This is a genomic window from Corynebacterium ihumii (genome assembly GCF_028609825.1).
Taxonomy (GTDB): domain Bacteria; phylum Actinomycetota; class Actinomycetes; order Mycobacteriales; family Mycobacteriaceae; genus Corynebacterium; species Corynebacterium afermentans.
In genome coordinates, this window is record NZ_CP063190.1 from 1381643 (window position 1) to 1406768 (window position 25126).

The window sequence follows — 25126 nt, forward strand, 5'->3', positions numbered from 1 at the left end:
GGATGAGTGTGCACGTTGCCCTTCAGCTCCACGTGCTCCCCGCGCGGCAGTCTTTTTCACATTAATGCGCCCCATGGATTCACCTTTCCTGCACGGGAACTCGCGGGGCCGTCAAAGCGGAACTCCACTGATAATCCGCCAAACCCTACCACGGCGAATGCAGCCTAAGCTCGTCTCCATGCTCCCCAAACGGCTCAATGAAGCAGCACTGCCAACACCCTTCGTAGAGGAACTGCTCGCACTCACCACCAACCACACCACCGGTTCGCTCGCCTCCGGAGACTCCACCGTGGTCCGCTCCCCCTTCGTTGAGGACGCCCTCGGCGCTGTCGGCAGCGGCACAGAGGCGGATGTGGACGAAGCGTTCCGGATCGCCCGCTCTGCGCAAAAGGACTGGGCCGCGAAACCCGTGGCGGACCGCGTGAAGGTCATGGAGCAATTCCACAAGAGTGTTGTTAAACGCCAGGACCTGCTGGCGGATCTGGTGCAGCTGGAGACAGGAAAAGACCGCACCGCGGCGTTTGATGAGGTGCTGGACGTGCTCAACAACGCCCGCTACTACGCCAACAACGCAGCCGGTTTTCTGTCCACCAAGCGACGCGCCGGCGCATTTCCGGTGATCACCTCTACCAAGGAGCAGCGCTTCCCCAAGGGCGTGGTGGGCCAGATCAGCCCGTGGAACTACCCGCTCGCGCTTGGGGTCTCCGACGCTATCCCCGCACTGTTGGCTGGTAACGCCGTGGTGGCGAAGCCGGATTCCACCACCCCGTTTTCTGCCATCATCGCCAAGAAGTTACTCACAAACGCGGGCCTTCCGCACGACGTGTTCCAAATTGTCACCGGTTCCGGAAAGGTTGTCGGCCAGGCGATTGCCCAACAGTGCGACTATCTCATGTTCACCGGCTCCACCGCCACCGGCAAGTTGCTTGGCAAGGTTGTCGGCGAACGCCTCGTCGGATACTCCGCGGAGCTGGGCGGCAAGAACCCGATGATCATCGCACCGGACGCCGACATCGAAGCCCACATCGACACCATCGCCACCGCCTGTTTTTCCAACTCAGGCCAGCTGTGTGTCTCCATCGAGCGCATCTACGTGCCTGACGAGGTCTTCGACCGCTTCATCGGCGCGTTCAGCGAGGCCACCAAACGCATCAAACTGGGTTCAGGCCTGAATTGGAACTACCAGATGGGCTCGCTGATCAACCAGAACCAGTTGGACACCGTGCAACGGTTCGTCGATGACGCCGTGGCAAAGGGCGCGACCGTCGTCTCCGGCGGCAAGCCCCGCCCGGACCTTGGGCTGTTCTTCTTCGAGCCGACGGTGCTCACAGATGTCAGCGAGGACGCCGACCTGCTCACCCAAGAGGTCTTCGGCCCGGTCGTCTACGTCCAGCGCGTGGCGGACACCGAGGAGGCGATCCGCCTGGCCAACAGCACCAACTACGGCCTCAATGCCTCTGTCTTCGGCGCCCCGGATACAGCGTGGGAGATCGCCGAGCAGGTTCACGCAGGCGGCGTGACCATCAACGACGGCTACGCGGCGACCTGGGCATCCGTGTCCACCCCGCTCGGCGGCGTGAAGGAATCGGGCGTGGCCCGCCGCCACGGCCCCGAAGGGCTGACCAAGTACACCGAGGTCAAAAACATCTCCCAGCAGCGGATCATGCCCATGCGCGGCCCCAAACAGATGCCGCGCAGGTACTACGGCGAGCTCATGACTACTGCGCTCGATCTGGGCAAGAAGTTGCGGTTCTTGCCGTGACGTGAAGCGTCGACAAGCAAGAAAGCGGGCGCCCTCACCTCGAGAGCGCCCGCTTTTCGACGATTACCTGACGGTTACTCGCCGTCCTCGACCGGAACCAACGAGATCTTGCCGCGGTTGTCGATGTCGCGGATCTCCACCTCGACCTTGTCGCCGACGTTGATGACGTCCTCGACGTTTTCCACGCGGGTGTTGCCACCCAGGTTGGAGATGTGGATCAGGCCGTCAGTGCCCGGCATGATGGACACGAACGCGCCAAACGCCACGGTCTTGACCACGGTGCCGAGGTAGCGCTCGCCCACCTTCGGCATCTGCGGGTTGGCAATGGCGTTGATCTTCTCGATCGCGGCGTCCGCTGCCTCGCCGGATGCGGCGGAGACGAACACGGTGCCGTCGTCCTCGATGGAGATCTCGGCGCCGGTGTCCTCGGTGATCTGGTTGATGGTCTTGCCCTTCGGGCCGATGACCTCGCCGATCTTGGCCACGGGGACCTTCACGGTGGTGATCTTCGGAGCGAGCGAGTTCATCTCGTCCGGGCCCTCGATGACCTCTGCCATGGTGTCCAGGATGGCGTCGCGCGCGTCGCGGGCCTGGTTCAGGGCGTCTGCCAGCACCTTCGACGGGATGCCGTCGAGCTTGGTGTCCAGCTGCAACGCGGTGATGAACTCGCGGGTGCCGGCAACCTTGAAGTCCATGTCGCCGAACGCGTCCTCCGCACCGAGGATGTCGGTCAGCGCGACGTACTCGGTTTCACCGTTGACCTCGCCGGAGACCAGGCCCATGGCGATGCCGGCCACCGGGGCGGCCAGCGGCACACCCGCGTTGTACAGCGACAGCGTGGAGGCGCACACCGAGCCCATGGAGGTCGAGCCGTTGGAGCCCAGCGCTTCGGAGACCTGGCGGATGGTGTACGGGAAGTCCTCCCGCGACGGGATCACCGGCAACAGCGCGCGCTCCGCGAGTGCACCGTGGCCGATCTCGCGGCGCTTCGGGGAGCCGACGCGGCCGGTCTCGCCGGTGGAGTACGGCGGGAAGTTGTAGTGGTGGATGTAGCGCTTGGAATCCTCCGGGTGCAAAGAATCCAGGTGCTGCTCCATCTTCAGCATGTCCAGGGTGGTCACGCCCAGGATCTGGGTCTCTCCGCGCTCGAACAGGGCGGAGCCGTGGGCGCGCGGGATGAGCTCGACCTCGACCTCGAGGTCGCGGATGTCGGTCACGCCGCGGCCGTCGATGCGGAAGCCCTCGGCGAGGATCTTCTCGCGCACGATCTGCTTCATCAACGCGTTGTAGGCCGCGCGGATTTCCTTCGACGCCGCCGCGTACTCCTCGCGGTCATCATCGTCGATGTCGAAGTCCTCGAGGAGACTGTCCTCGATGTCTTCCATGTACTCGTTGGTGGCCTCGTCGCGCTCGGCCTTGCCCTTGATAGTCAGCAGCTTGGCCAGCTTCTTGGATGCCTTCTTCTCCACGGCGTTGAAGACCTTGTCGGAGTACGCCGGGAAGAGCGGAAACTCCTTGGTCTCCTTGGCCATCTCGTCGGCCAGGCCGCGCTGGGCGCGGCACAGCGTCTCAACGAACGGCTTGGCGGCCTCGATGCCCTCGGCGACGGTGGACTCGGTTGGTGCCGGGTAGCCAGCCTCGATCTGCTTGACCACGTTCACGCCGGCGCCAGCCTCCACCATCATGATGGCGACGTCTTCTTCGGTCTTGCGGCCGCGCTTGCGCTCGACCATCCGGCCAGCCACAACCATCTCGAACAGGCAGCGCTCGTGCTGCTCGTGGTTCGGGAAGGCCACCCACTGGCCCTCCGGGTGCTTGTCGTCTGCCAGCAGCGCCATGCGCACGCCGCCGACCGGGCCGGAAACCGGCAGGCCGGACAGCTGGGTCGCGGCGGATGCGCCGTTGATAGCAACAACGTCGTAGTACTCCTCCGGGTGCTGCGACATCACGGTGATGACAACCTGCACCTCGTTGCGCAGACCCTTGACGAAGGTTGGGCGCAGCGGGCGGTCAATGAGACGGCAAGCCAAGATCGCCTGCGTGGAGGGGCGGCCCTCGCGGCGGAAGAAGGATCCCGGGATCTTGCCCGCAGCGTACATGCGCTCTTCCACGTCCACGGTCAGCGGGAAGAAGTCGAAGCCCTCGCGCGGCTGGTTGGATGCGGTGGTGGTGGCCAGCATCATCGTCTCGTCGTCGAGGTAGGTGGTCACGGAGCCGTCCGCTTGACGTGCCAGCTGCCCCGTTTCAAAACGAATGGTGCGCGAGCCGAAGTCGCCGTTGTCCAGGGTGGCTACTGCCTCGGTGATGCCGAACTCCTCGTCCACGTGGACGTCGTACGAGTTCTTTGGCGTGAATTTACTCAAAAGGATCCCTCTCCTTGAAGGTTCGTGGCGATCATCGGTGCCGCCTTGTCGTGTTTCTCATGCAACGGCCAATGATGATAACAAAAAATCGGCGCTGATCACGCCGAACCACCCCGGCGGCCCCGTGCGGATTTGTTCACGGCGCCGCAGCGGAGCAGTGAATTTGTTGCCGCTTAGTTGCCGAATTGTTCACTCTGCCCAGGTTGGGTGTTCGACTAGTGCGGGATCATTCATCGCGCCGTGAACAAATCTGCGCATGGCCGCCAACGAGGACCCAGCCCAGCTCACCCCAGCGCAACCCAGTTCAACGCCGCACGAAAAAACGCCCCACCACGTTGGGTGAGGCGTGCTTCCAGGCGCGTGATTAACGACGCAGGCCCAGGCGACCGATCAGGTCACGGTAGCGCTCGACGTTGTTCTCGCGCAGGTACTTCAGCAGACCGCGACGACGGCCGACGAGCAGCAGCAGGCCACGACGGGAGTGGTGGTCGTGCTGGTGGTCCTTGAGGTGCTCGGTCAGGTTGTTGATGCGCTCGGTGAGCAGCGCAACCTGTGCCTCCGGAGAGCCGGTGTCGGTCTCGTGCAGGCCGTAGTTCTTGAGGATCTCGCTCTTCTTCTCAGTGGACAGTGCCATGAGGTACTCCTTGGTTGTTTCAGTTCGCGTTCTACGGAAAAAGTCTTTGCTGCGCCGTGACTGCCGCGAACCACAGTCGAGTGGCGCAAGACCTCGCAAGAGGTTACACGACCGGGGTTGCCTGAGCCAAAACGCTCAACCGGTGCATGAACTCCAGCAAAAAGCCCGTCGTGTCTACTCGCACGGCCACTGCGGCGTGCTTGTCTGGGTCGTTGAGCCGGGCCTCGTCGCCGATGGTACGCCCGCGCGTTTCGCCTTCCGTGTCCACCTTCATGTTGACGCCCAGCGTGTCCACCAGGCCCGGGTTGATCGCCGCCGCTACCGCCAGCGGGTCGTGCAGACCGCAACCGCCCAGGTGCGGCGAGGTGGTTTTGTATGCGTCGATGTAGTAGTTCGTGATGTCCGCCAAGAACGCGCCACCGGCTGTGCCCAGCTCGGCCCACTTCGTGGTCTCCGCAGTAGTCAGCAGCGTTTGGAGGGTCACGTCCAAGCCGATCATGGTGACGTTGCGCAGGCTGCGGAACATCAGGTCGGTCGCCTCCGGGTCCTGGTGGATGTTCGCCTCCGACCACGCCGTGACGTTGCCCGGCACGGTCAGCGCACCGCCCATCATCACAATCTGCGCGCCGTCGCGGAACACGTTTGACGCCTCGATCGCGGCGGCGATTGTGGTGGACGGGCCGGTGGGCACGATCACCAGTTCGTCGCCGTACTTGTGCACCGAATCAACCAAAAAATCCACCGCGGAAGTCTGCTCAACCTGGCGGGCGGCATCCGGGATCTCAACCTCGCCAATGCCGTTTTGGCCGTGGATGAACGCGGAGATCTCCTGGACTTCAAACGAGTCCTTGGCGCGCGCGTGGCCCGGGCCTTCGAACACTGGCACGTCCGTGCGGCCGAACAGCTCCAGAATTGCCAGGGTGTTGCGGACAGATTGCTCCACCACGACGTTACCGTAGGTGCAGGTCACGCCGATAAGTTCGACTTCCGGCGAGGCGAGCGCGTACGCGAGAGCCAGGGCATCGTCGATGCCGGTGTCCAAATCCAGGATCAGCTTGGGGGTCATGCCACGAGAATATCGCGGGTGCGGGAAACGTCGCGGGACATGTGTTCCAAAAGCTCGTCCACGGAGTTGAACTTGAGCATGTCGCGGACTTTTTCCACGAATTCCACGCGCGCCATGCGCCCGTACAGGTCCGCGTCGCGGTCCAGCACGAAGGACTCCACGCTGCGTCGCGCGTCGCCGAACGTGGGGTTGGTGCCCACGGAAATCGCCGCCGGGTAGCGCACGCCGGGTTCCATGTCGCCGTCGATTTCGCCGTCGTCGATGATGGTCAGCCAGCCGGCGTACACGCCGTCCGCGGGCACTGCGGAGGTGTCTGAGGCGTACTGGTTCGCCGTGGGGTAGCCCAGCTCCCTGCCACCGCGGCCCGCGCCACGCTCAATCGGGGCGATGACGGAAAACGGCCGGCCCATGAAGTCTGTGGCCAGGGCGACGTCGCCGCCGGAAAGATGGTCGCGGATGGCAGTGGAACAAATCCGCACTTCGCCCTCGCCCAGCAGTTTGACGATGGTCACGTCCACGCCCGCCCGCTCCCCGAGCTGCGCCATGTCGGTGGCGGTGCCGGCGGCGTCGCGTCCGAAGGTGAAGTTCTCCCCCACCAGCACGTGCTTCGCGCCCAGGGTGGAAACCAACACGTCGTCCATGTACTCCGCAGGCGTCAGGCCGGCCAGTTCTTCACGGAAATCGATGACCACAAGCTCGTCCACGCCCAGGTCGGCGATGTGGCGGGCGCGCTCGTCGAGAGGCATCAGCGCCCGAGGCGCGCGCTCCGGAGCGAAAATGGTCACGGGGTGCGGGTCGAAGGTCATCACAACGCACGGCACGCCGAGTTCGCGAGCGGTGTCCACCGCTTTGGAAATGAGCAGCTGGTGGCCCCGGTGCACTCCGTCGAACACACCGATAGTGACTACCGTGCCGGTTTCCGCGAAGGAATCCGGCACACTCGAAAGCCCGCGCAGAATATCCACGGGGACTTAGGGTACGGCATAATCGCGAGACATGAACGATCCCCTCGCCACTTCCGGAATCGTCGTCGTGGACAAGCCCGCTGGCATGACCAGCCACGACGTTGTCGCACGCCTGCGCCGCTTCTTCGGCACCCGCAAAGTCGGCCACGCAGGCACGCTCGACCCCATGGCAACCGGTGTCCTGGTGGCGGGCATCGAGCGCGGCACGAAGCTTCTGGCCCACCTCGTGGCCGAGGACAAGGTGTACGAAACCACCATCCGCCTGGGCGCGTCGACGACAACGGATGATGCCGAAGGCGCAACCGTCGATACGCATGATGCTTCCGGGGTCACAGATGAGGCGATCCGCGCTGAGGTGGCAAAGCTGACCGGCACGATCATGCAGGTGCCGTCGAAGGTGTCCGCGATCAAGATCGACGGGCGGCGCGCGCATGAGCTCGTGCGCGCCGGCGAGGAGGTGGACATCCCCGCGCGCGAGGTGACCATCCACGCCTTCGACCTCGGCGAGATCCGCCGCGACGGCGAGTTCGTGGACGTCGACGCGCGCGTGCACTGCTCTTCCGGCACCTACATCCGCTCGCTCGGGCGCGACCTGGGTGCTGCTTTAGGTGTCGGGGGGCATTTGATTGCCTTACGACGCGCCCGTGTCGGCGTTTTCTCCCTCACCGATGCACGCACCCTGGAGCAGCTCGAGAACTCCGCCGAGCTGTCGCTGAGCCTGGACGACGCCTTGATTCGCGTGTGGCCGGTCCTCCACGTGACAGCAGACGAATACGACGCCCTGGCCATGGGCAAGTGGCTGAAGCCGCGCGGGCTCAAGGGCGTCCACGCGGCGGTGGGTCCGGATGGGCGCGCGGTGGCGCTTGTGAAGGAGAAGGGCAAGCGCCTCGCCACAGTGTTCGTCGCACGCCCCTCGACGCTGTAGGAGCCCGCCCTGCCCCGTCTTGCCCGCCCCGCCCTGCCCGGCCCTCGATACACAAACCCTGGGATCGAGAGCCTGGGTTCGCGCAAAAATCGGCGGATCCCTGGGTCTAGATCCCAGGGTTTGCGCGAGGAGATGTCAGCCCTCGATCCTGCGCACGGGTGCTACCGCACGTAGGTGGCGGTGACCACGTAGTTGCAGCGCTCGATCCAGCGGCCCTCGAACAACGGCACTGGGGCGGGCCGCGCCAACAGCTGGGAGGTGAAGGACCCGTCGGTGCGCAGCTCGATTTCGGCCTCGTCGAAGTCCAGCCAGCGCCGGGTCATCGGGTACCAGCACTTGTAGGTGGCTTCCTTGGCGCAAAACAGCAGCCGATCCGCCCAGGTGTAGCCGTCGGCCTGCAGTCTTTGCACCATCGCTATCTCGGTTTCGCTGGCAATGGAGCGCAGCACCCCGTCCGGAAGCGGCTCTGCCGGCTCCGCGTCCATGCCCATGGAGTGCACGTGGCGGGTGGAGGCAGCCACGGCTGCGCGGAGCCCGTCGGTATGCGTGAGAGAGCCAGTGAACCCCTCGGGCCACAGCGGCATGCCCCTTTCCCCTCGCAGGATGGCCCCGGCAGATTCCACGCCGAGTTCACGCAGCGCCTGGTGCGCGCACCAGCGGGCGTCGCCGAACTCGCCTTTGCGCACGTCCACGGCGGCGCTGACCTCATTACGCTCGTCGGGGTGCAGGTCCTCGTAGCGGGTCAGGTCGACGGTGTCGGTCGAGTCGTCGGCGAGGTAAAATACGCATCGTGCTTCGGGAGGGAACAGCGCAACGTCTTGCATCACTGCTCAACCTCCATGACCGGGTACGGGAACGGCTGCGCAGACGGGTGCTGCTCCCATTCGCGCGGATAGCCGAGAGACGCTTCGATGTGCTCTATTCCGTCGACAGTTGTCACCCCCGGCATGTGCAAGTGACCGTACACGACGGCCTTCGCGTTGTAGCGCTGGGCCCAGGTTCGCGTGTGCCGGGTGCCGCACCACAGGGCGATGTCGGACCACTGCATGCGCTGTACCGGCTCCTGCACCAGCGGCCAGTGGTTGATCAGGATCGTGGGGCCGTTGATACGGGAGAGCCGCTTGGTGGTGTACGCCAGCCGGTCCCAGCACCAGGCGCGGATGTCCACGAAGGGGGCAATGGCGACCTCGTCGGTCATCACCACGTTGTTCTCGTGCGCGGCGGCAAGCGCCTCTTCCACGGTGAGGTCGCGGGCGCGGAACGAGTAGTCGTAGAGGGTGAACAGCGGGCAGATGGTCACCCCGCCGAAAACCGGGTAGCGGTCCTCGGGGGTGATCACGCCGATTGCCCGCATGGCCTGCACGAGCATCGTGTATTTCTCACGGCCCCGGTGCCTGTCCGCTGAGCGGCAGAACAGCTCGTGGTTGCCCGGCACCCACACCACGGTGTCGAAGCGTTTAGCCAAATTTTCCATCACTTGGATGATCAGCTCTGGCCGCTCGGCGACGTCGCCCGCCACGATGAGCCAGTCCGACGGGTCGGCCGGCTGGATTGCGTCGATCTTCGGGCCGTTGCGCTTCACCGCCGCGTGTAGGTCGCTGACGGCCCAGAGCGTGGTGGTCATTCCTCTTTCTTACCATCTACGCCAGACACGGCCCACCGCATTGAGCGGAACCTCCACACCACGCCAACCAATCGCGTGGCTACCTGAGCGAGTTGCCCGACCCAGATGCCGGTGAGGCCCCAGCCAAACACCCCGGCGGCCAGGATGATCGGCAGCGCCACCGCCAGCAGCGAAAACAGTGTGAGGTTGCGTAAGAACGCGGCGTCGGCGGCACCAAGCAGCACGCCGTCGAGGGCGAAGACAGCCCCGCCGACCAGGATCATTCCGATAAGCAGCAACCAGGGCACCCGCAGCGTATGAACGACCACCGGGTCCGCCGTAAAGATACTCTGGATCGGCACAGCGAATAGCGCGAACACGGCGGACAGCGCCACCGCGAAGATCATGGAGTACTTCAGCGCCTGCAGCCCCACGGCCCGGGCCTGCTGCGCGCCTCCGCGCCCCAGCGCGGAGCCGGTGAGCGTTTGCGCCGCGATCGCCAACGAGTCCAACACGAGGGTGAGGAAGTTCCACAGCTGCAGCATCAGCTGGTGCGCCGCCAGCGCCACCACTCCGATCCGGCCCGCGACCGCCGCGGCAGCCAAAAGCGAGACCTGGAACGACAGCGAGCGCAAGATCAGGTCCCGGCCCAACACGAGCTGGCGTTTGATCACGCTCCAGCGCGGTGCCCAGCTTCCGCCGTACCTGGCGTTTTCGCGCGCCAGCACCACCACGAACAGCACGGCGGTAATCCCCATGCCGATCACGTTGGCAATTGCGGAACCGACCAGGCCGAAACGCCCCACCAGAATCGGCAGCAGGATCGCTCCCGGGATCAGCCCGCATAGCGTCAGGTAGAACGGCAGCTTCGTGTTTTGCACGCCGCGCATCCAGCCGTTGCCGGCCATGATCGCAAGCGTTAACGGCACGGCGAAAACCGCCACGCGCATCCACTGGGCGGCCCGCACGCTCGTCTCATAGTCGTTGGCTAGCGCCTGGGCGAGGGGTTGCGCGAACAGCCCAACGATAATCGCCAGCAGCGTGCCGACGCCCAGCGCCACCCACGTGGCCTGCACCCCCTCCGCCACCGCTTTGTCGCGTTTGCCGGCGCCGAAAAAGCGCGAGCTGCGCGCCGTGGTGCCGTAGGACAAAAACGTCAGCTGGGTGGTCACCGTGGACTGGATCGCCGCGCCCGCCGCAAGCGCGGCCAGCTGTGCGGTGCCGAGCCTGCCCACCACTGCAGTATCGAGCAGCAAGTAGAGCGGGTTGGCGGCCAAGACGCCGAGCGCTGGCAGGGCGAGCATTAGGATCTCGCGGCCCATCGAACGTTGCTTTGCTGGTTGCCAGTTAGTCATCAGTTGCTTGCGGCTCCGGGAACGCGTCGAGAAGCTTGCGGATTACCTCGTTGCGGCTGCCGCTGGCGGAATATCCGGCGGCTGCCCAGTGGCCGCCGCCGCCCAGCTGCTTCGCCACGGCGGAGACATCCACCACAACCGAGCGCAGCGACATCGCCCATTGTTTCTTCGACTGCTCCTTGAGCACCACACCGACATCCGTGCCTTCCAGCGAACGGGAGTAATCGATAATCGACTCAACCGCTGTCTGGCTCATGCGCGAGTGGATGCCCACCGGGATCGTCAGCACGGCCACGGACAGGCCCTTCGTGGGCACGATATGGGTGTTCGCCAGCACCTCGCCCATCAGCTGCAAATCCACGGGCCCCATCGTGTCCATCAGGTCGAGCGCGATCTGGCGGGTGTTCAGTCCGTACTCCATGAGCTCAGCGGCGAAGGTGTGCATGCGCGGTGTGCCCCAGCGGAAGCTTCCCGTATCCGTGACCAAACCGGCGTAGAGGCCGTAGGCAATGTCCGGGTCCAGCTCGACGTCGAGGCGGCCCAGCAGCTCGCGGACCATCACCGTGGTGGATTCGCTCTCCACAATCAGGTTCATTCCGCCGAAGCCGGGGTTGGTGTTGTGGTGGTCGATCACGATGACCCGGGAGGGATCTTCCACGATCGCCGGCATGAGCGAGCCGGTGCGGTCCGCGGACGCGCAGTCCACGGTGACCACGAGGCCGTCGTCAGGCAGCGGCGCGCCGTACTGGATACGGTCCACACCTGGGATGGTGCGCATGTTCGCCGAGTGCGGAAGCGGCTGGCCAATATAGACCTCCACGTCCTTGCCCAGTTTCTCCAGGCCGAACGCCAGCGCGCAGGCGGAGCCGATCGCGTCCGCGTCCGGCTTGATGTGCGCAACCACCGATATCTTCTCTGCTGCGCGCACACGGGAGGCGGCGGCCTCGAACTGCGCCGCCGCCTCCGGGAGGTATACCGGTGCCTGCTTAGACATCGTCACCTGTGCGCTTGTAGGGGTCGCTGTCGCCCGCCGGCTTCGCGTTCGCGCGCAGCTTTGCCAGTTCCTCGTCGCGGGCGCGGGCCCGGTTGAGCAGCTCCTCCATGTGGGCGGAGGACTCCGGGACGGTGTCGCGCTCGAAGGAAATGGTCGGAGTGAAACGCACACTGAGTTGATCGCCCACGATCTTGCGGATCTGGCCGCGGGCGCGGTGCAGCGCCACGGCGGCCTGGTCGTAATCCGGATCGTCGTCGATGTTGCGGCCACGCACCGTGTAGTAAATGGTTGCGTCGTGCAGGTCGCCGGTGACGCGGGTGTCGGTGACGGTGACCAGTTCCAAGCGTGGATCTTTCACTTCCCGCTCGATGGCGGATGCGACGATCGTTTGAATCTGCTTTGCCAGGCGCTGTGCGCGAGGGTTGTCAGCCATGCTCAACTCCTTTGTCCGAAACTTTCAATAGTGTAACCCCCGCCCTGCGCAGGTTCGCGCGGAGCGGGGGTTGGCGTCGATAAGCAATTGCTTTACGACGGGGACGGCGCTGCAGTGCTAGTCGCGCGGCACCTCGACCATCTCGTAGGTCTGGATGATGTCGCCCGTCTGAATATCCGGGTAGGACAGCACCATGCCGCACTCGTAGCCCTTGGCAACCTCGTTGGCGTCGTCCTTCTCGCGGCGCAGCGACTCGATGGTCGCGTCCGGGGTGATGACGTTGCCGTCGCGGACCAGGCGCAGCTTCGCGCCGCGCTTGACCTTGCCTTCGGTGACCATGCAGCCGGCGATGAGGCCGACAGCGGATGCCTTGAAGATCTGGCGGATCTCCGCCTCGCCCAGATCGCGCTCCTCGTAGATCGGCTTGAGCATGCCCTTGAGCGCGCTCTCGACGTCCTCGATGGCCTGGTAGATCACCGAGTAGTAGCGGATCTCCACGCCTTCGGCGTTGGCCTCCTCGGTGGCCTTGCCGTCGGCGCGGACGTTGAAGCCGATGATGATCGCGTCCGACGCCGCCGCGAGGGTGACGTTGGTCTGGGTCACAGCACCGACACCGCGGTCGATGATGTTGACCTGCACCTCGTCGTCGACCTCGATCTTGAGCAGCGCCTCCTCCAGGGCTTCCACCGAACCGGCGTTGTCGCCCTTGAGGATGAGGTTGAGCTGGCTGCGCTCCTTGAGCGCCTGATCCAGATTCTCCAGGGACACGCGCTTCTTACGACGAGCCTGCATCGCCGCGCGCTGACGAGCATCACGCTGCGCAGCAATCTGGCGGGCAACGCGGTCGTCGTCGACCACGAGCAGGTTGTCGCCCGGGCCGGGGACACCGCTGAGGCCCTGGACTTGGACCGGGCGGGACGGGCCCGCCTCTTCCACGTCGTTGCCCCACTCGTCGACCATGCGGCGCACGCGGCCGAAGTTGCCGCCGACGACGATGGAGTCGCCGACACGCAGGGTGCCGCGCTGCACGATGACGGTGGAAACCGGGCCGCGGCCGCGGTCCAGGTAGGACTCGATGGCCACGCCCTGGGCGTCCATGTCCGGGTTCGCCGTCAGCTCGAGCGCCGCGTCCGCGGTCAGCAGCACAGCCTCGAGCAAATCGTCTATGCCGGTGCCCTGCTTCGCCGAGATGTCGATGAACATCGTGTCGCCGCCGTACTCTTCCGGCACCAGGCCGTACTCGGTGAGCTGACCGCGGATCTTGTCCGGCTGAGCCTCCGGCCTATCCACCTTGTTCACCGCCACCACGATCGGCAGCTCCGCCGCCTTGGCGTGGTTGATCGCCTCGACGGTCTGCGGCATCACGCCGTCGTCCGCCGCCACAACCAGGATGGCCAAGTCGGTGGACTTGGCGCCGCGGGCACGCATGGCAGTAAACGCCTCGTGGCCCGGAGTATCCAGGAACGTGATCTTTCGCGGCCGGTCCTCGAGGGTGACCTCGGTCTGGTACGCGCCGATGCCCTGCGTAATGCCGCCGGCCTCGCCGCGACCCACGTTTGCCTTGCGGATCGAGTCCAGAAGGCGGGTCTTACCGTGGTCGACGTGGCCCATGACGGAAACCACTGGCGGGCGGTGCTCAAGTGCCTCTTCGCCGCCTTCGTCCTCGCCGAACTGCAGGTCGAAGGACTCGAGCAGCTCGCGGTCCTCGTCCTCAGGCGAGACGATCTGCACCTCATAGTTGATCTCGGCGCCGAGCAGCTGCAGCGTGTCCTCGGACACGGACTGCGTTGCCGTCACCATTTCACCGAGGTTGAACAGCGCCTGAACCAGCGACGACGCCTCGGTGTTGATCTTCTCCGCCAGGTCAGACAGGGTCGCGCCTTGGCGCAGGCGGACGGTCTTGCCGCCGCCGTCGGGGAGACGAACGCCACCGATGACGTTCGGCTTGTGCATCTCCTCGTATTCAGCCCTCTTCTGACCCTTGGACTTACGACGCTTGCCGGGCGCACCACCCGGACGTCCGAATGCACCGGCGGTGCCGCCGCGGCGACCACCGCGACCGCGGAATCCGCCGCCCGGACCACCGAAACGGGGACCACCCGGTCCACCGCCACGACCACGGCCACCGCCACGGCCTCGACCGCCCGGGGCGGCCGCCTTCGACGGCATCTGTGTCGGGGACGGACCTGCAGGCATATCCGCCGGGGACGGGCGTGAGCCGCCGCCTTGGCGTGCGCCACCGCCTTGGCGTGCGCCACCGGGGCGCGGGCCACCCTGACCCGGACCGGAACGGCCGCCACCCGAACGTCCACCACCCGGACGCGGCGGACGCTGTCCGCCACCGGTGTTGGAAGAGAACGGGTTGTTGGCCACACGCGGACGGCCCGGCTTCGGCACCGGACGCGGCATAGCGCCCGGCGTCGGAGCGCCGCCCTTGGCACCCGGCTTGGCAGCCGGCTTCGGTGCGGCCGGCTTGGGTGCGCCCGGCTTCGGCGCGCCAGGCTTTGCGCCCGGCTTCGGGGCACCCGGCTTCGGGGCACCCGGCTTCGGGGCACCTGGCTTCGGCGCGCCCGGCTTCGCTGCTGCGGGCTTCGGGGCACCCGGCTTCGGCGCGGACTCGCCACCTGCGGGCTTCGCGCCCGGCTTGGGGGCACCCGGGGCAGGCTTGTCGCCCGCCGGCTTCGACTGTGCGCCAGGCTTCGGGGTGGCAGGCTTCGGCGCCGTTGCCTTCGCACGGTTCTGGCCCGGCTTCTTCAGCGGCGGCTTCTTCGGCCCAGCCTCGCTCTTCTTCTCGTCGGCAGCGTCGTTGCCGCCGGTCTGCTTGGCGTAGTGCGCCTTCATTTTCTTCACGACGGGCGGCTCGATCGTCGACGACGCCGTCTTCACAAACTCACCCTGCTCCTTGAGCGTGGCAAGCAGTTCCTTACTTGTTACGCCGAGCTGTTTTGCCAACTCATGAACGCGTAGCTTTCCGGACACGTATCTCCTCTTCGTTGTTGCTAGGAGCAGTGCCCTTCCGGCTACCTGCCCCTAGACGTGGTCAGTGACATTCATCGCTGATGCTGCTTCATCGTTGCGTACTCATCAGTGTTCAGTCTTTCCTTTTTCGTCTGGGTCGTTTACCTCGTCGCAATTGCTTTGCGACGACGCAAGGTACGTACGTACATGACCTAGGTCCACCGCAGTGGACAGACGGAGCGCCCGCCCGAAGACACGGCGTTGTTCCGCCAGCTCGACCGCATCCAACGAGGGCGTGATCCACGCTCCCCGGCCAGGAAGTTTCCTGGCCGGGTCCGCAAGCACACGCCCCGGCACGTCAGGGTCGGCGACAACCCGCAGCAGCTGGGTATCCGGCTGCGCGGTGCGGGTGGCGATGCAGGTTCGGGTGCGGATCGGCTGCTTGCGCGCAACACCCATCCGCGTCCCTTCCTTTCACGCCATCGTCGTCGCCGCACCTGATCGTGCGGACACAAAAGCCGTATAACACTGTACGCCAAAACCCGCTGGATCTATATTTCCAGCGGGTTTCCTGGTTACAGCGGTGTAATTTCTCTGCGAACTACTCTGCCGCGTCTGCGTCGGAACGGATGTCGATCTTCCAGCCCGTCAGACGCGCAGCAAGGCGGGCGTTCTGCCCTTCCTTGCCGATGGCCAGCGACAGCTGGTAATCCGGCACGGTCACCCGGGCCGCCTGCGCCTCAAGGTCCAGCACCTCAACGGAAACCACCTTCGACGGGGCCAGGGAGTTGCCGACGTACTTGGCGGGGTCCTCGTCCCAGTCGATGATGTCGATCTTCTCACCGCCGAGCTCGGACATGATGTTGGTGACGCGAGCACCGCGCGGGCCAATGCAGGCACCCTTGGCGTTGACTCCCTTGACGGTGGCGCGCACCGCCACCTTGGACCGGTGGCCCGCCTCGCGGGCAATGCCGATGATCTCTACGGAGCCGTCCGCAACCTCCGGCACCTCGAGTGCGAACAGGCCGCGCACCAGCTCCGGGTGCGTGCGCGACAGGTTCACCTGCACGCGCTTGTCGCCCTTGTTCACGCCCACGACGTAGGCCTTGATGCGGTCGCCGTGCTTGAGATTTTCGCCCGGGATTTTCTCCGCCGGCAGCAGGATGCCGTCCTGCGGGTCTGCCTCGGTGCCCAGCTGGACAATGTTTAGGCCGCGGGCCTCCGCCTGCGCGTCGCGCTGGACGACGCCGGAGACCACTTGCCCCTCAAACCCGGAGTACTCGTCGTAGACACGGCCGGCCTCCGCCTGACGGAGACGCCCCTTGATGGCGTCGCGCACGGCCACGGAGCCGATGCGGGAAAAGTTCACCGGAGTGTCGTCGTACTCGGAGACGACCTCGCCCTCGGCGTTCAGCTCACTGACGATGACGGCCACATCGCCGGTCTCGGTGTCGATGTCGACGCGCGCCTTGGAGCTGTCGTCCCCCTTGACACCTGCATCCCCCTCCTTGAACTCGCGGTAGGAAAACAGCAGCGCATTTGCGATAGTCGCCAGCAAATCCTCCATGGCGATGCCCTGCTGTTCCTCGATCGCCTTCAGCGCGTTCAAGTCGATATTCACTTGTGTTCCTTTCCTTCCGCCGCAGCGGCCTCAAGCTCTTCAAACGCCCGATCCGCCAGCTCTGACTCGGTCGCCGGCGGGGCATTGAACTCAATTTCTACCACTGCTCCCGACAATTCAGAAACCGGCGAAATACGAACCTCCTCCCCCTTTTTCGTCGCGCGCACCAACGCCACCAGAGTCTCGTTCGCGTCGAGCGGTCCCACGCGCCACTGCTCCCCGCCCACCTTGACCTTGCGGCCGCGGTTGCGGCGGAAGTGCCGCGCCTCGGTTAACGGCAGGTCCACGCCCGGGGTGGTCAACTCCAGGGTGTAGCCGGCGCCGAAGCTGACTTCACCGCGTTCCTCGGCGTCGTCGAAAAGCGTAGAGAGCTCCTTCGACACCTCCTCGAGGTCGTCGAGCGTCGGATGCTCGTCCGAGTCCAGGGCGATGACCACCTGCGACTTCTTGCCCGCCTTGACCGTGCGGATCTTCTCAATGTCCATGCCGTAGGTGCGCGCAACCGGTTCAACCATGCGCTCGATTGCCTCGTTCGTGGGAAAAGCCATGCCGACCAACCTAGCGTGTAACGTGCAGCGCGTGAAGAAACTCCTCCTGCTGCCCGCCGCTGCGCTTTTGCTCACCAGCTGCACCGTGATGGACGTTGTGGGTCCGCGCGCGAACGGCGAGATCATGGCGCTGGCGAAGCATGCCTCCGCCGACTGGGTTTTCGGAGACCCCTCTCGGGAGCAGTGGCGCGAGATGCGCAAGAAGCAGAGCGAGGAGCTGAAAGGGGAAGCGCGCAGGCTGTGCGGCGTGGACGCTACCGGCAACACCCCCACCTCCTGCGACGTGAGCTACGGCGACACGGACCTGCCCGCCACGGGTAACGCGGACGCGCTGCTCGAGCACACCGTCGCCGCCGCCGACAAGGTGCCGGCGGAGTCCGCGGACCTCATCGTCGCCCAGGCTATCGACGCACTAACGCTTTCCCCCGTCGACCTCGAGCCTGTCACCGAAACCCTCTCGGATGCCGCGGACACGGAAGCGGCGCGCGACCTGCTCGCCCGCGAAAACGCCATGTACTACGGCCTCGGTGTTGCACTCGCCTACGCCGATTCCGGTCTGCGCGAGCGCGTCGGCGAGCTGCGCGAGGCATCCCACGAGCGCACCGCGGCGCTCGCCCGCGTGCTGGGCCCTGTCGAAGGCGCGGCCGACGAGGCCCTCGTCCCGGCCGCCGGCTACGACTTTGCCGAGGGTTACGCCGAGCCTGCGAACGCAGAAGAGGCCGCCCAGCTGGTGAGCACCATGCAGGGCGACCTGGTCAAACAGTGGCGCTACACCGCCGCACACGCGGAGTCAGCTACCTGGCGCGAGGACGCCATCAGGCTGGCCGCCCACGCGCAGCGGACTTAGGGCACGAGCAACAACCCCGGACTACCCCAGACGTTCCGCCACGAGCTCCTGGACCTTGGCCACGATTTGGTCGGCTGGGACCTCGAGCGTCTCGCCGCCGCGGATGCGCAGCTCCACGATGCCGTCGGCGAACGCGCGACCGAGGATGACAATGAACGGCATGCCCAAAAGCTCGGCGTCTTTGAATTTCACGCCCGGGGAGACCTTCGGGCGGTCGTCGAAAAGCACCTCGAGGCCCGCCTCGGACAGCTCGGCGGCGATGCGGTCGCCCGCCTCGAGTGCTGCGGCATCTTTGTTCGCCACCGCCACGTGCACCTGGAACGGGGCGATCTCCACGGGCCAGACCAGGCCCTTGTCGTCGTGACGCTGCTCCGCGATCACCGCGAGCATGCGGGAGATGCCGATGCCGTAGGAGCCCATGGTGGGCACGGCGCGCTTGCCGTTTTCGTCCAGGATCTGCACGTCCATGGCTTCGGTGTACTTGCGGCCGAGCTGGAAGATGTGGCCCAGCTCGATGCCGCGGGCGAGCTCCACGGTGCCGTTGCCGGACGGCGACGGGTCGCCCGCCTTGATCTCGGCGGCCTCGACGTAGCCGTCGACGGTGAAGTCGCGGCCCGCGACCAGGCCCACCACGTGTTTACCCGGTGCGTCCGCGCCGGTGATCCAGCTGGTGCCGTCGACCACGCGCGGGTCCGCCAGCACGCGCACACCGTTGGCCTGCAGCGCGCGCGGGCCGACGTAGCCCTTGACCAAGAAGTCGTGCTTGGCAAAGTCCTCGTCGCTGGCCAGCTCAAACGTGGCCGGCTCCAGCGATGCCTCCAGGCGCTTCTCGTCCAGCTCGCGGTCGCCCGGGATGAGCACGCCGACGAGCTGTTCGCCGACCGGCTCGCCGTCTTCATCCAGCGCGCGCGGGTCGTTGACCTTCACCATCATGCATTTGAGGGTGTCGCAGGCTTCGGCGGAGTGGCCGTCGATAAGCACCCCCTGCCCCTTCGCCCACTCCACGAGCGCCGCAATCGTCTCGGAGGACGGGGTGTCGTGCTCGACCGCCTCCGGCAGGCCGTCGTACGCGCGCGGCTCCGGTGCGACGGTGGTAACGGCCTCCACGTTGGCCGCGTAATCGCCCGCGGTGGAAACGACGAAGGTGTCCTCGCCGTTGTCGGAGTACGCCAAAAACTCCTCGGACGCGGAGCCGCCCATCGCACCGGAGGTGGCCTTGCAGATCTCGTAGCGCAGCCCCACGCGGTCGAAGATGCGCTGGTAGGCGGCGCGGTGGTTGGCGTAGGACTGGTCCAGACCTTCGTCGGACATGTCGAAGGAGTAGCTGTCCTTCATCACAAACTCGCGTCCGCGCAGGATGCCGGCGCGGGGACGCGCCTCGTCGCGGTACTTCGTCTGAATCTGGTACAGCGTGACCGGGAATTCCTTGTAGGAGGAGTACAGGTCCTTCACCGCGGTGGTGAACATCTCCTCGTGCGTGGGCCCGAGCAGCATGTCCGCGCCCTTGCGGTCTTTCAGGCGGAACAGATCGTCGCCGTATTCGGCCCAGCGGTTGGTGGCCTCGTACGGCTCGCGCGGGAGCAGCGCCGGGAAGAGCAGCTCCTGGCCGCCCATGGCGTCCATCTCCTCGCGGACCACGCCCTCGATCTTGCGCAGCGCGCGCAGGCCCAGCGGCAGCCAGGAGTACACGCCGGGGGCGGCGCGACGCACATAGCCTGCTCGCACCAGCAGCTTGTGGCTGGGCACTTCGGCATCGGCGGGGTCTTCGCGCAGCGTGCGCAGGAACAGCGTGGACAGGCGTGTAATCATGGTTTGGCAGTTTACCGCTAGGGTTTTGCGCATGCTGATCGTCCTCCCGCCTTCTGAAACCAAAGCCCCCGGCGGCACCGACGCTGAGATGCAGCTGTCGTTCCCGTCGCTCGATCCGGTGCGCACTTTGCTTCTCGACGCTCTCTCGGCCACCGACGTCGACACCATGATGCGCGAGCTGAAAATCCCCGCCGGCAAGCGCGCGGAAGCCGAGGAGAACCTCGCGTTGCGCTCCGCGCCGGTGATGCCGGCGATCCAGCGCTACACCGGGGTGCTCTACGACGCCCTCGATGCTGCTTCGCTCTCCACGGACGCGCTGTCGCGCCTGGCCGTGGGCTCCGCGCTGTTCGGTGTGGTGCGGGCGGGCGATCTGATCCCCCGCTACCGGGTTTCCGGCGGCTCCAAGCTCGGCGGGAAGACGATGAAGGCGTGGTGGGGCTCTGCCGTGACGAAGGTGTTGGCCGAGGAAGACTTCGTGGTGGACATGCGCTCCGGCGCCTACCAGCAGCTCGGTCCGGTGCCGGGAGCGCTGACCGTGCGGGTGGAGCAGGCCGCGACCGGCAAGGTGGTCAGCCACTTTAACAAGCAGTACAAAGGCGAGCTGGCCCGCGCGCTGACGCCTCACTACGCCACGCGCGCCGAAGACGTCGCCGATATCGCTTCCGCCGCCGGGTTCGACGTTGCTCTTGACGGCACCCAGCTCACCATGCGTGTGTAGATTGAGTTTTATGCCTGCCCACTACCGCCGCTACGGCCTGGCCGCGCTCATCTACGCCACCGGGTTCGCGTACGTGCTGCTGCGCTGGGACGCCATCCCCGACCCGGTGCCGGTGCACGTCGGCCCCACCGGCGAGGCGGACGGCTTCGCGCCGAAGACGCTGCTCAGCACGACCCTGCCGATGATCATCGGCATCGCGGTAACGCTGATGATGCCGCTGTTTCTGCCGCCGAGATCGCTTGCCCGGAACACCGTCGACGTCCCCGCCGAGGACGCGTTGCCGTATTCGGAGACGGCGGCCCGGCGCGTCGAAAAGCTTTGCGACGCCTCCGCAGACGTGGTGTCGAAAATCATCCTCTCGCTGGCGGCGTTGCTCACGGTGACGAACATCGGCATGGTGGTGCCGGATGTGGCCATCCCGTTCTGGCTGGGGATCGCGCTGTTGATCGGCTTCACCGTCTACGTGGTGGTTGTTGCGCTGCGCATGACGAACGCGAAGGACGGCATTGAACCGGACGCAGACGAGCAGGCCCGCAACGAGCGGTTGCGCTACCAGGGCGGCATGGGCACCTACTCGGCGCCGAACGACCCGATGCTCGCCGCCGTGCTGCCGTCGAACCCGGGCAAGATCGCGGTGAACACCGCTCACGCGCCGGGCAAGCAGTATCTGCGCCGGGTAGTCGTTGGCGTGGTGGTGATCGTGGCAGTACCCATGGCCATTGGGGTGGCGATGTAGCGGACGTGCGCGTCCCGCGGGAACTTTATCGATTTATCGGTTTATTGGCCGCGTGCGTTTTATCGGTTTATCGGTTTCGGTATGCTGACCAGCGTTAACTCGCCGCCTTCTCCACCATCTCCGCTAACGCGAGAAGCCGGCGCACATCGGTCACAAACTCATCTTCTCTGAACAGCAAATCGACCGGAGACGGGCGAAGTAGCTTGACGCCTGCCTTCAGCAGGTTCTTTTCACGGCGACGTTCTTTCCGCAGCGTCTCGTCGGTTGGTTTGAACGTCACTCCGTCGTATTTGTAGTCGCCGTCTATCTCCGTGACGAACATCCCGCGGCGAAGATCCACCTCATAGCCGACGAACATGCCGTTGACGATCCAGTGCTCTGCCACCCGCTCGATCAGAATCGCTCTTCCGTAGGACTCGAACGGCGAGCGCGAGTTGTGCACCGCGAACTTCACTACTTTCCGCAGCGTGTCAATCCCTCGCACCCTGCCCAGCTTCTCCATCTCGGCCTCGACCATGTCCCTGTCCGCGTGGAACTTCAGTATCCAGTCCATGGCGACGAGCCCTTCCCTGAAGCCATGTCGCAGCGCGATTTCGAACGCCGTCGTCAGTTCATCCGTGGCACGCAGCGTGTCGAAGTGCCGGATTGTCGCTGACCGTCTCCTTGCCCGGTGATAGACCGTGTTCGCCGGCTGCTGTTTCTTCGGCGGCGCTTTACCGTTTGGCAGGATGAGTTCCACTGGCTCGTTCGGGTCGGTCGTCACCACCCACATATCCAACGCTCGTGCTGCTGATCGCCCAGCCAGAGCCGCTTTCCTGGCAGCTTTTCCTGCAGCGATGGCCTGGATCCATCGCTTCTCAAAGAACGCGAGCTCATCAAAGTCGGCTCTCAGCATGCAGTGCTTCGATGACAGAATCACTGCACCTGTATTGTTCGTATACCGACGGCGTAGCTTACGCACTATTTCTGCTTGTCTCCCCCGATCCATGCCGCGATCCTGACAGAGGTTCAAGCGAAAAGGAAGAGCGTTTGCTCTTCTGTGGACAACTCACCGGCGGAGTTATCCACAGCTGACGTTCTTGGGAACCTATTCCGCCAAATGCCGATATCGGCATTTACCCTCCTGACCCGACCACGACCAGGGCTTTTGACACCGCATCAACGCTAAACGCCGATATCGGCATTTAGGGCAGCCCCGCCCGCCACTACCGCCCCGCGGGTACGGTCACACCTATGACTGCCTCTTCCACCATGGACACCGCCCGCACCCTCCTCACCGACGCCTCGCACATCGAGGTCTTCACCGGCGCCGGCATGAGCGCGGATAGCGGCATCGCCACCTACCGCGACGCCCAGACCGGCCTGTGGGAGAACGTGGACCCGCAGGACATGGCGTCCATCGACGCGTGGCACAACGACCCGGACACCATGTTCGCCTGGTACCTCTGGCGCGCGCACCTAGCGCAGCAGGCGGAGCCGAACGCGGGCCACGTTGCCGTCGCTAAGTCGCCGAAGACGACGGTGACCACCCAAAACATCGACAACCTCCACGAGCGCGCAGGCAGCAAGGAGGTCGTCCACCTGCATGGCTCGCTGTTCGACTTTCGCTGCTCGCTTTGCGACGAGAACTTCTCCCAGCCCATCGACCTCCCCAAACAGCCCGTGGCGGCGATTACTCCCCCGGCCTGCCCGGGCTGCGGTGGCTCCGTGCGTCCAGGCGTGGTTTGGTTCGGCGAGGCGCTGCCGGAAGCCGAGTGGAAGGAAGCGGAGCGCCGCATGCGCACCGCGGACGCGCTGGTGATCGTGGGCACGTCCGGAGTGGTCTACCCCGCGGCCGGCCTGCCGCTGATGGCGCACGCCCGCGAAATCCCCATCATCGAGGTCACCCCGATGCGCACGGACCTGTCCCACCTGGCCGACGTGGTCATCGAGGACACCGCCGCCAACGCCCTGCCTGCCCTTTTGGGCTAGCGCGTAGCCCGGAGCACCGTGAAGGTTGTATCCCGCGCGACCTGCTCCACGGACGCGAATCTGCGCTCCACCTCGCCGCGGTAACGCAGGTGGGAGTTGTGCACCACATACAGCGCACCGCCTGGTGCCAGTAGGCGCACGGAGGCCTCGAGGAGGTGCTGCACGAGAGTGGCATCGACGGTGGTGCCGTCGTGGAACGGCGGGTTCAACGCGATCGTGTCGAAGGACGCATCCGGCAAGCGCGAGCCTGCGTCGTCCCACGTCGCCTCCAGCCCAATGGCGCGGGCGGAAAGCACCGCGTCTGCATCCGCGTCCGTGGCCACGCCGCCCAAGCCCCGGGTGACGGAGCCGTTGCCGCAGCCCAGATCGAGCAGGCGGCCGGGCTCGGCGGGCAGGCAGGAGCGAAGCAGCTCTCCGCCCCGGTCCGGCTTCGCGCCGGAAAAGACGCCGCCGACGGCGACCAGGCCGTCGCCAAGCAATGGCGCATAGGCCACCTCCCGCGGCCCGGAGGCGACGAGGCAACGGAACTTGCCGCGGCCCAATGAGGCCGCAACGTCGGTGAATGATTCGCCCAGCACCGTGTTCATGCTGCGTGCGAGGTGCTTGTTGTTCGCGCCGAGTGCGACCCGCACGTCGTCGAAACCCGCGCCCGCGATGGAGCGTGCCAGGTAGTCGAGCCGAGCGAGCGACTTGGGCATCTCCCCGACCGCGACCGCGGAACCGGTTGCGCCGGCCAAGAACTCGTCCAGCCGCACATCACCGGCGATCTCGACGCCCATTGCCGACGCCTCTTGGCTTCGCGCGTAATCGGTGTCCAGGAACAGCACCGGCGCGCCCGTCGCCACCGCGGCGCGGGTGAGATCCAGCGTCGGGTCGTGGCAGATGAGCACCGCTTGCCGGTCCCCCTCCCCCAGACCCTGGGAGCCAGATCCTGTCATCGGCCGATTTTTGCCAGCTCCCAGGGTTTGGCTCCCAGGGTATGCAGAAGCGGCGGGCCCGACAAACGCGCCATCCCCGAACGCCGTGTCCCCGAACGCGACGTCCCAGATCAAGCTATCCAGCGTGCGCAAGGCCTGCTACCTCCCCCACCACGTACACGGCCGGCGCCGCGACGCTCTCGGCCTCCATCACGTCGGCCAAGCTTGACGCGGTGGCGAAGTACACCCGCTGCGCGTCCGTCTCGCCCTCCTGGATAACGGCGGCGGGCGTCGCACCATCCAAACCGGCCTCTACCAGCGCCGCCGTGATGGCGCGCACGTTGCGCACGCCCATCACCACCACGATCGTGCCGCCGACGCGAGCAAGCGCACCCCAGTCCACCAGCGACTTCTCGTGTCCCGGCGGCAGGTGCCCGGATACCACCGTGAACGCGTGGGTGACTCCGCGCTGGGTCACCGGCACATCGGCGGCCGCAGGCACCGACACCGCCGAGGTCACGCCCGGCACCACCGAGCACTCCAACCTGGCGGCAGCGCACGCCTGCAGCTCTTCGAAGCCGCGTCCGAATACGTACGGGTCGCCGCCTTTGAGCCGCACGACGTGCTTGCCGGCGCGCCCATAGGCAACCAGCATCTCGTTGATGCGCTCCTGCGCGACCTGCCTCGCGTACGGCAGCTTGGCTACGTCCACGACTTCCTTGCCGGTTAGGTCCAAAAAGCTCTCCAGCTCAGCGGCGGGGCCGAGGTGGTCTGCGAGGATGACGTCGGCAGCCTCGAGTGCGCGCAATCCGCGGATAGTCAGCAGATCCCACGCGCCTGGGCCGCCGCCTACGAGTGTGATGTGGCCGGTAGTCATAGCCAATCAGTTTAGGGTGGAGCC

23 protein-coding genes and 2 pseudogenes are annotated in these 25126 nt (G+C 65.7%); 7 read left to right on the forward strand and 18 right to left on the reverse strand.

All coding sequences use genetic code 11. From position 1 onward, the window contains the following. Window positions 1-178 precede the first annotated feature (178 nt). Complete coding sequence (locus CIHUM_RS06840) at window positions 179-1762, forward strand: succinic semialdehyde dehydrogenase (protein ID WP_034999274.1); 1584 nt, start codon at window positions 179-181, stop codon at window positions 1760-1762. A gap of 74 nt (window positions 1763-1836) precedes the next feature. Here the strand turns inward: CIHUM_RS06840 and CIHUM_RS06845 are convergent, their stop codons facing one another. The 4 genes from CIHUM_RS06845 to CIHUM_RS06860 all read right to left on the reverse strand — a co-directional run bounded on the left by CIHUM_RS06845 (window position 1837) and on the right by CIHUM_RS06860 (window position 6790). Continuing rightward, complete coding sequence (locus tag CIHUM_RS06845; RefSeq protein ID WP_034998706.1) at window positions 1837-4125, reverse strand: polyribonucleotide nucleotidyltransferase; 2289 nt, start codon at window positions 4123-4125, stop codon at window positions 1837-1839. A 364-nt stretch (window positions 4126-4489) separates the two neighbouring features. After that, window positions 4490-4759, reverse strand: a complete 270-nt coding sequence (gene rpsO, locus CIHUM_RS06850) for a 30S ribosomal protein S15 (RefSeq protein ID WP_034998704.1) — start codon at window positions 4757-4759, stop codon at window positions 4490-4492. A gap of 103 nt (window positions 4760-4862) precedes the next feature. Further along, complete coding sequence (locus CIHUM_RS06855) at window positions 4863-5825, reverse strand: nucleoside hydrolase (RefSeq protein WP_034998702.1); 963 nt, start codon at window positions 5823-5825, stop codon at window positions 4863-4865. Beyond that, a complete protein-coding gene (locus CIHUM_RS06860; protein ID WP_034998701.1) occupies window positions 5822-6790 on the reverse strand; it encodes a bifunctional riboflavin kinase/FAD synthetase in 969 nt (322 codons plus the stop codon). The genes CIHUM_RS06855 and CIHUM_RS06860 overlap by 4 nt, the downstream gene beginning before the upstream one ends. 31 nt (window positions 6791-6821) lie before the next feature. Here CIHUM_RS06860 and truB point away from each other — a divergent pair, with 31 nt between their 5' ends. After that, window positions 6822-7715: a tRNA pseudouridine(55) synthase TruB gene (gene truB / locus CIHUM_RS06865; RefSeq protein ID WP_034998699.1), complete on the forward strand. Its 894-nt coding sequence runs from the start codon at window positions 6822-6824 to the stop codon at window positions 7713-7715. A gap of 161 nt (window positions 7716-7876) precedes the next feature. Here truB and CIHUM_RS06870 read toward each other — a convergent pair whose 3' ends face one another. From CIHUM_RS06870 to infB, 6 genes are all read right to left on the reverse strand, one after another. Next, on the reverse strand, window positions 7877-8539 hold the full coding sequence (locus tag CIHUM_RS06870) for a 4'-phosphopantetheinyl transferase family protein (protein WP_034998698.1): 663 nt from the start codon (window positions 8537-8539) through the stop codon (window positions 7877-7879). Beyond that, window positions 8539-9339, reverse strand: coding sequence for a metallophosphoesterase family protein (locus CIHUM_RS06875; protein ID WP_034998697.1), 801 nt, complete (start codon window positions 9337-9339; stop codon window positions 8539-8541). The genes CIHUM_RS06870 and CIHUM_RS06875 overlap by 1 nt, the downstream gene beginning before the upstream one ends. Continuing rightward, window positions 9336-10673: an MATE family efflux transporter gene (locus CIHUM_RS06880; RefSeq protein WP_081634413.1), complete on the reverse strand. Its 1338-nt coding sequence runs from the start codon at window positions 10671-10673 to the stop codon at window positions 9336-9338. The genes CIHUM_RS06875 and CIHUM_RS06880 overlap by 4 nt, the downstream gene beginning before the upstream one ends. Then, on the reverse strand, window positions 10666-11667 hold the full coding sequence (locus CIHUM_RS06885; protein WP_034998694.1) for a DHH family phosphoesterase: 1002 nt from the start codon (window positions 11665-11667) through the stop codon (window positions 10666-10668). The genes CIHUM_RS06880 and CIHUM_RS06885 overlap by 8 nt, the downstream gene beginning before the upstream one ends. Then, entirely contained in the window at window positions 11660-12100 is a 441-nt protein-coding gene (gene rbfA, locus CIHUM_RS06890) for a 30S ribosome-binding factor RbfA (protein WP_034998692.1), read from the reverse strand. Before rbfA ends, CIHUM_RS06885 begins: the two co-directional genes overlap by 8 nt. 117 nt (window positions 12101-12217) lie before the next feature. Beyond that, window positions 12218-14296, reverse strand: coding sequence for a translation initiation factor IF-2 (gene infB, locus CIHUM_RS06895; protein WP_350308266.1), 2079 nt, complete (start codon window positions 14294-14296; stop codon window positions 12218-12220). Between the two features lie 48 nt (window positions 14297-14344). Between infB and CIHUM_RS11045 the strand changes: the two are divergent. After that, a pseudogene (locus CIHUM_RS11045) lies at window positions 14345-14662 on the forward strand (hypothetical protein); the annotation flags it as partial. 276 nt (window positions 14663-14938) lie between these two features. Here the strand turns inward: CIHUM_RS11045 and CIHUM_RS11050 are convergent. From CIHUM_RS11050 to rimP, 4 genes and pseudogenes are all read right to left on the reverse strand, one after another. Continuing rightward, a pseudogene (locus tag CIHUM_RS11050) lies at window positions 14939-15079 on the reverse strand (translation initiation factor IF-2 N-terminal domain-containing protein); the annotation flags it as partial. 105 nt (window positions 15080-15184) lie between these two features. Beyond that, window positions 15185-15517 carry a YlxR family protein gene (locus tag CIHUM_RS06900; protein WP_034998687.1) on the reverse strand — a complete coding sequence of 111 codons (333 nt, stop codon included), beginning with the start codon at window positions 15515-15517 and terminating at the stop codon, window positions 15185-15187. A gap of 142 nt (window positions 15518-15659) precedes the next feature. Further along, window positions 15660-16679, reverse strand: coding sequence for a transcription termination factor NusA (gene nusA, locus CIHUM_RS06905; RefSeq protein ID WP_034998685.1), 1020 nt, complete (start codon window positions 16677-16679; stop codon window positions 15660-15662). Beyond that, window positions 16676-17227, reverse strand: a complete 552-nt coding sequence (gene rimP / locus CIHUM_RS06910; RefSeq protein WP_034999272.1) for a ribosome maturation factor RimP — start codon at window positions 17225-17227, stop codon at window positions 16676-16678. The genes nusA and rimP overlap by 4 nt, the downstream gene beginning before the upstream one ends. A 31-nt stretch (window positions 17228-17258) precedes the next feature. Here rimP and CIHUM_RS06915 point away from each other — a divergent pair, with 31 nt between their 5' ends. After that, the gene (locus tag CIHUM_RS06915; RefSeq protein ID WP_243427142.1) at window positions 17259-18074 is read left to right on the forward strand and encodes a hypothetical protein; all 816 of its coding nucleotides are present in this window, start codon (window positions 17259-17261) and stop codon (window positions 18072-18074) included. A gap of 21 nt (window positions 18075-18095) precedes the next feature. On the opposite strand, the gene CIHUM_RS06920 is transcribed toward CIHUM_RS06915, so the two are convergent. Continuing rightward, window positions 18096-19883: a proline--tRNA ligase gene (locus CIHUM_RS06920; protein WP_034999268.1), complete on the reverse strand. Its 1788-nt coding sequence runs from the start codon at window positions 19881-19883 to the stop codon at window positions 18096-18098. A 31-nt stretch (window positions 19884-19914) separates the two neighbouring features. Between CIHUM_RS06920 and CIHUM_RS06925 the strand changes: the two genes are divergently transcribed. Both CIHUM_RS06925 and CIHUM_RS06930 read left to right on the forward strand, forming a co-directional pair. Then, a complete protein-coding gene (locus CIHUM_RS06925; RefSeq protein WP_034998684.1) occupies window positions 19915-20601 on the forward strand; it encodes a YaaA family protein in 687 nt (228 codons plus the stop codon). 10 nt (window positions 20602-20611) lie between these two features. Further along, on the forward strand, window positions 20612-21337 hold the full coding sequence (locus CIHUM_RS06930) for a DUF1648 domain-containing protein (protein WP_034998682.1): 726 nt from the start codon (window positions 20612-20614) through the stop codon (window positions 21335-21337). A 94-nt stretch (window positions 21338-21431) separates the two neighbouring features. Here the strand turns inward: CIHUM_RS06930 and CIHUM_RS06935 are convergent, their stop codons facing one another. Next, entirely contained in the window at window positions 21432-22232 is an 801-nt protein-coding gene (locus CIHUM_RS06935; RefSeq protein ID WP_051106365.1) for a hypothetical protein, read from the reverse strand. A gap of 356 nt (window positions 22233-22588) precedes the next feature. Between CIHUM_RS06935 and CIHUM_RS06940 the strand changes: the two genes are divergently transcribed. Beyond that, window positions 22589-23308, forward strand: coding sequence for an NAD-dependent deacylase (locus CIHUM_RS06940; RefSeq protein WP_101494245.1), 720 nt, complete (start codon window positions 22589-22591; stop codon window positions 23306-23308). On the opposite strand, the gene CIHUM_RS06945 is transcribed toward CIHUM_RS06940, so the two are convergent. Together CIHUM_RS06945 and cobA are read right to left on the reverse strand one after the other, a co-directional pair. Further along, a complete protein-coding gene (locus tag CIHUM_RS06945; protein WP_051106364.1) occupies window positions 23305-24246 on the reverse strand; it encodes a class I SAM-dependent methyltransferase in 942 nt (313 codons plus the stop codon). The genes CIHUM_RS06940 and CIHUM_RS06945 overlap by 4 nt on opposite strands. 115 nt (window positions 24247-24361) lie before the next feature. After that, window positions 24362-25102, reverse strand: a complete 741-nt coding sequence (gene cobA, locus CIHUM_RS06950; RefSeq protein ID WP_051106363.1) for a uroporphyrinogen-III C-methyltransferase — start codon at window positions 25100-25102, stop codon at window positions 24362-24364. Between the last annotated feature and the right edge of the window lie 24 nt (window positions 25103-25126).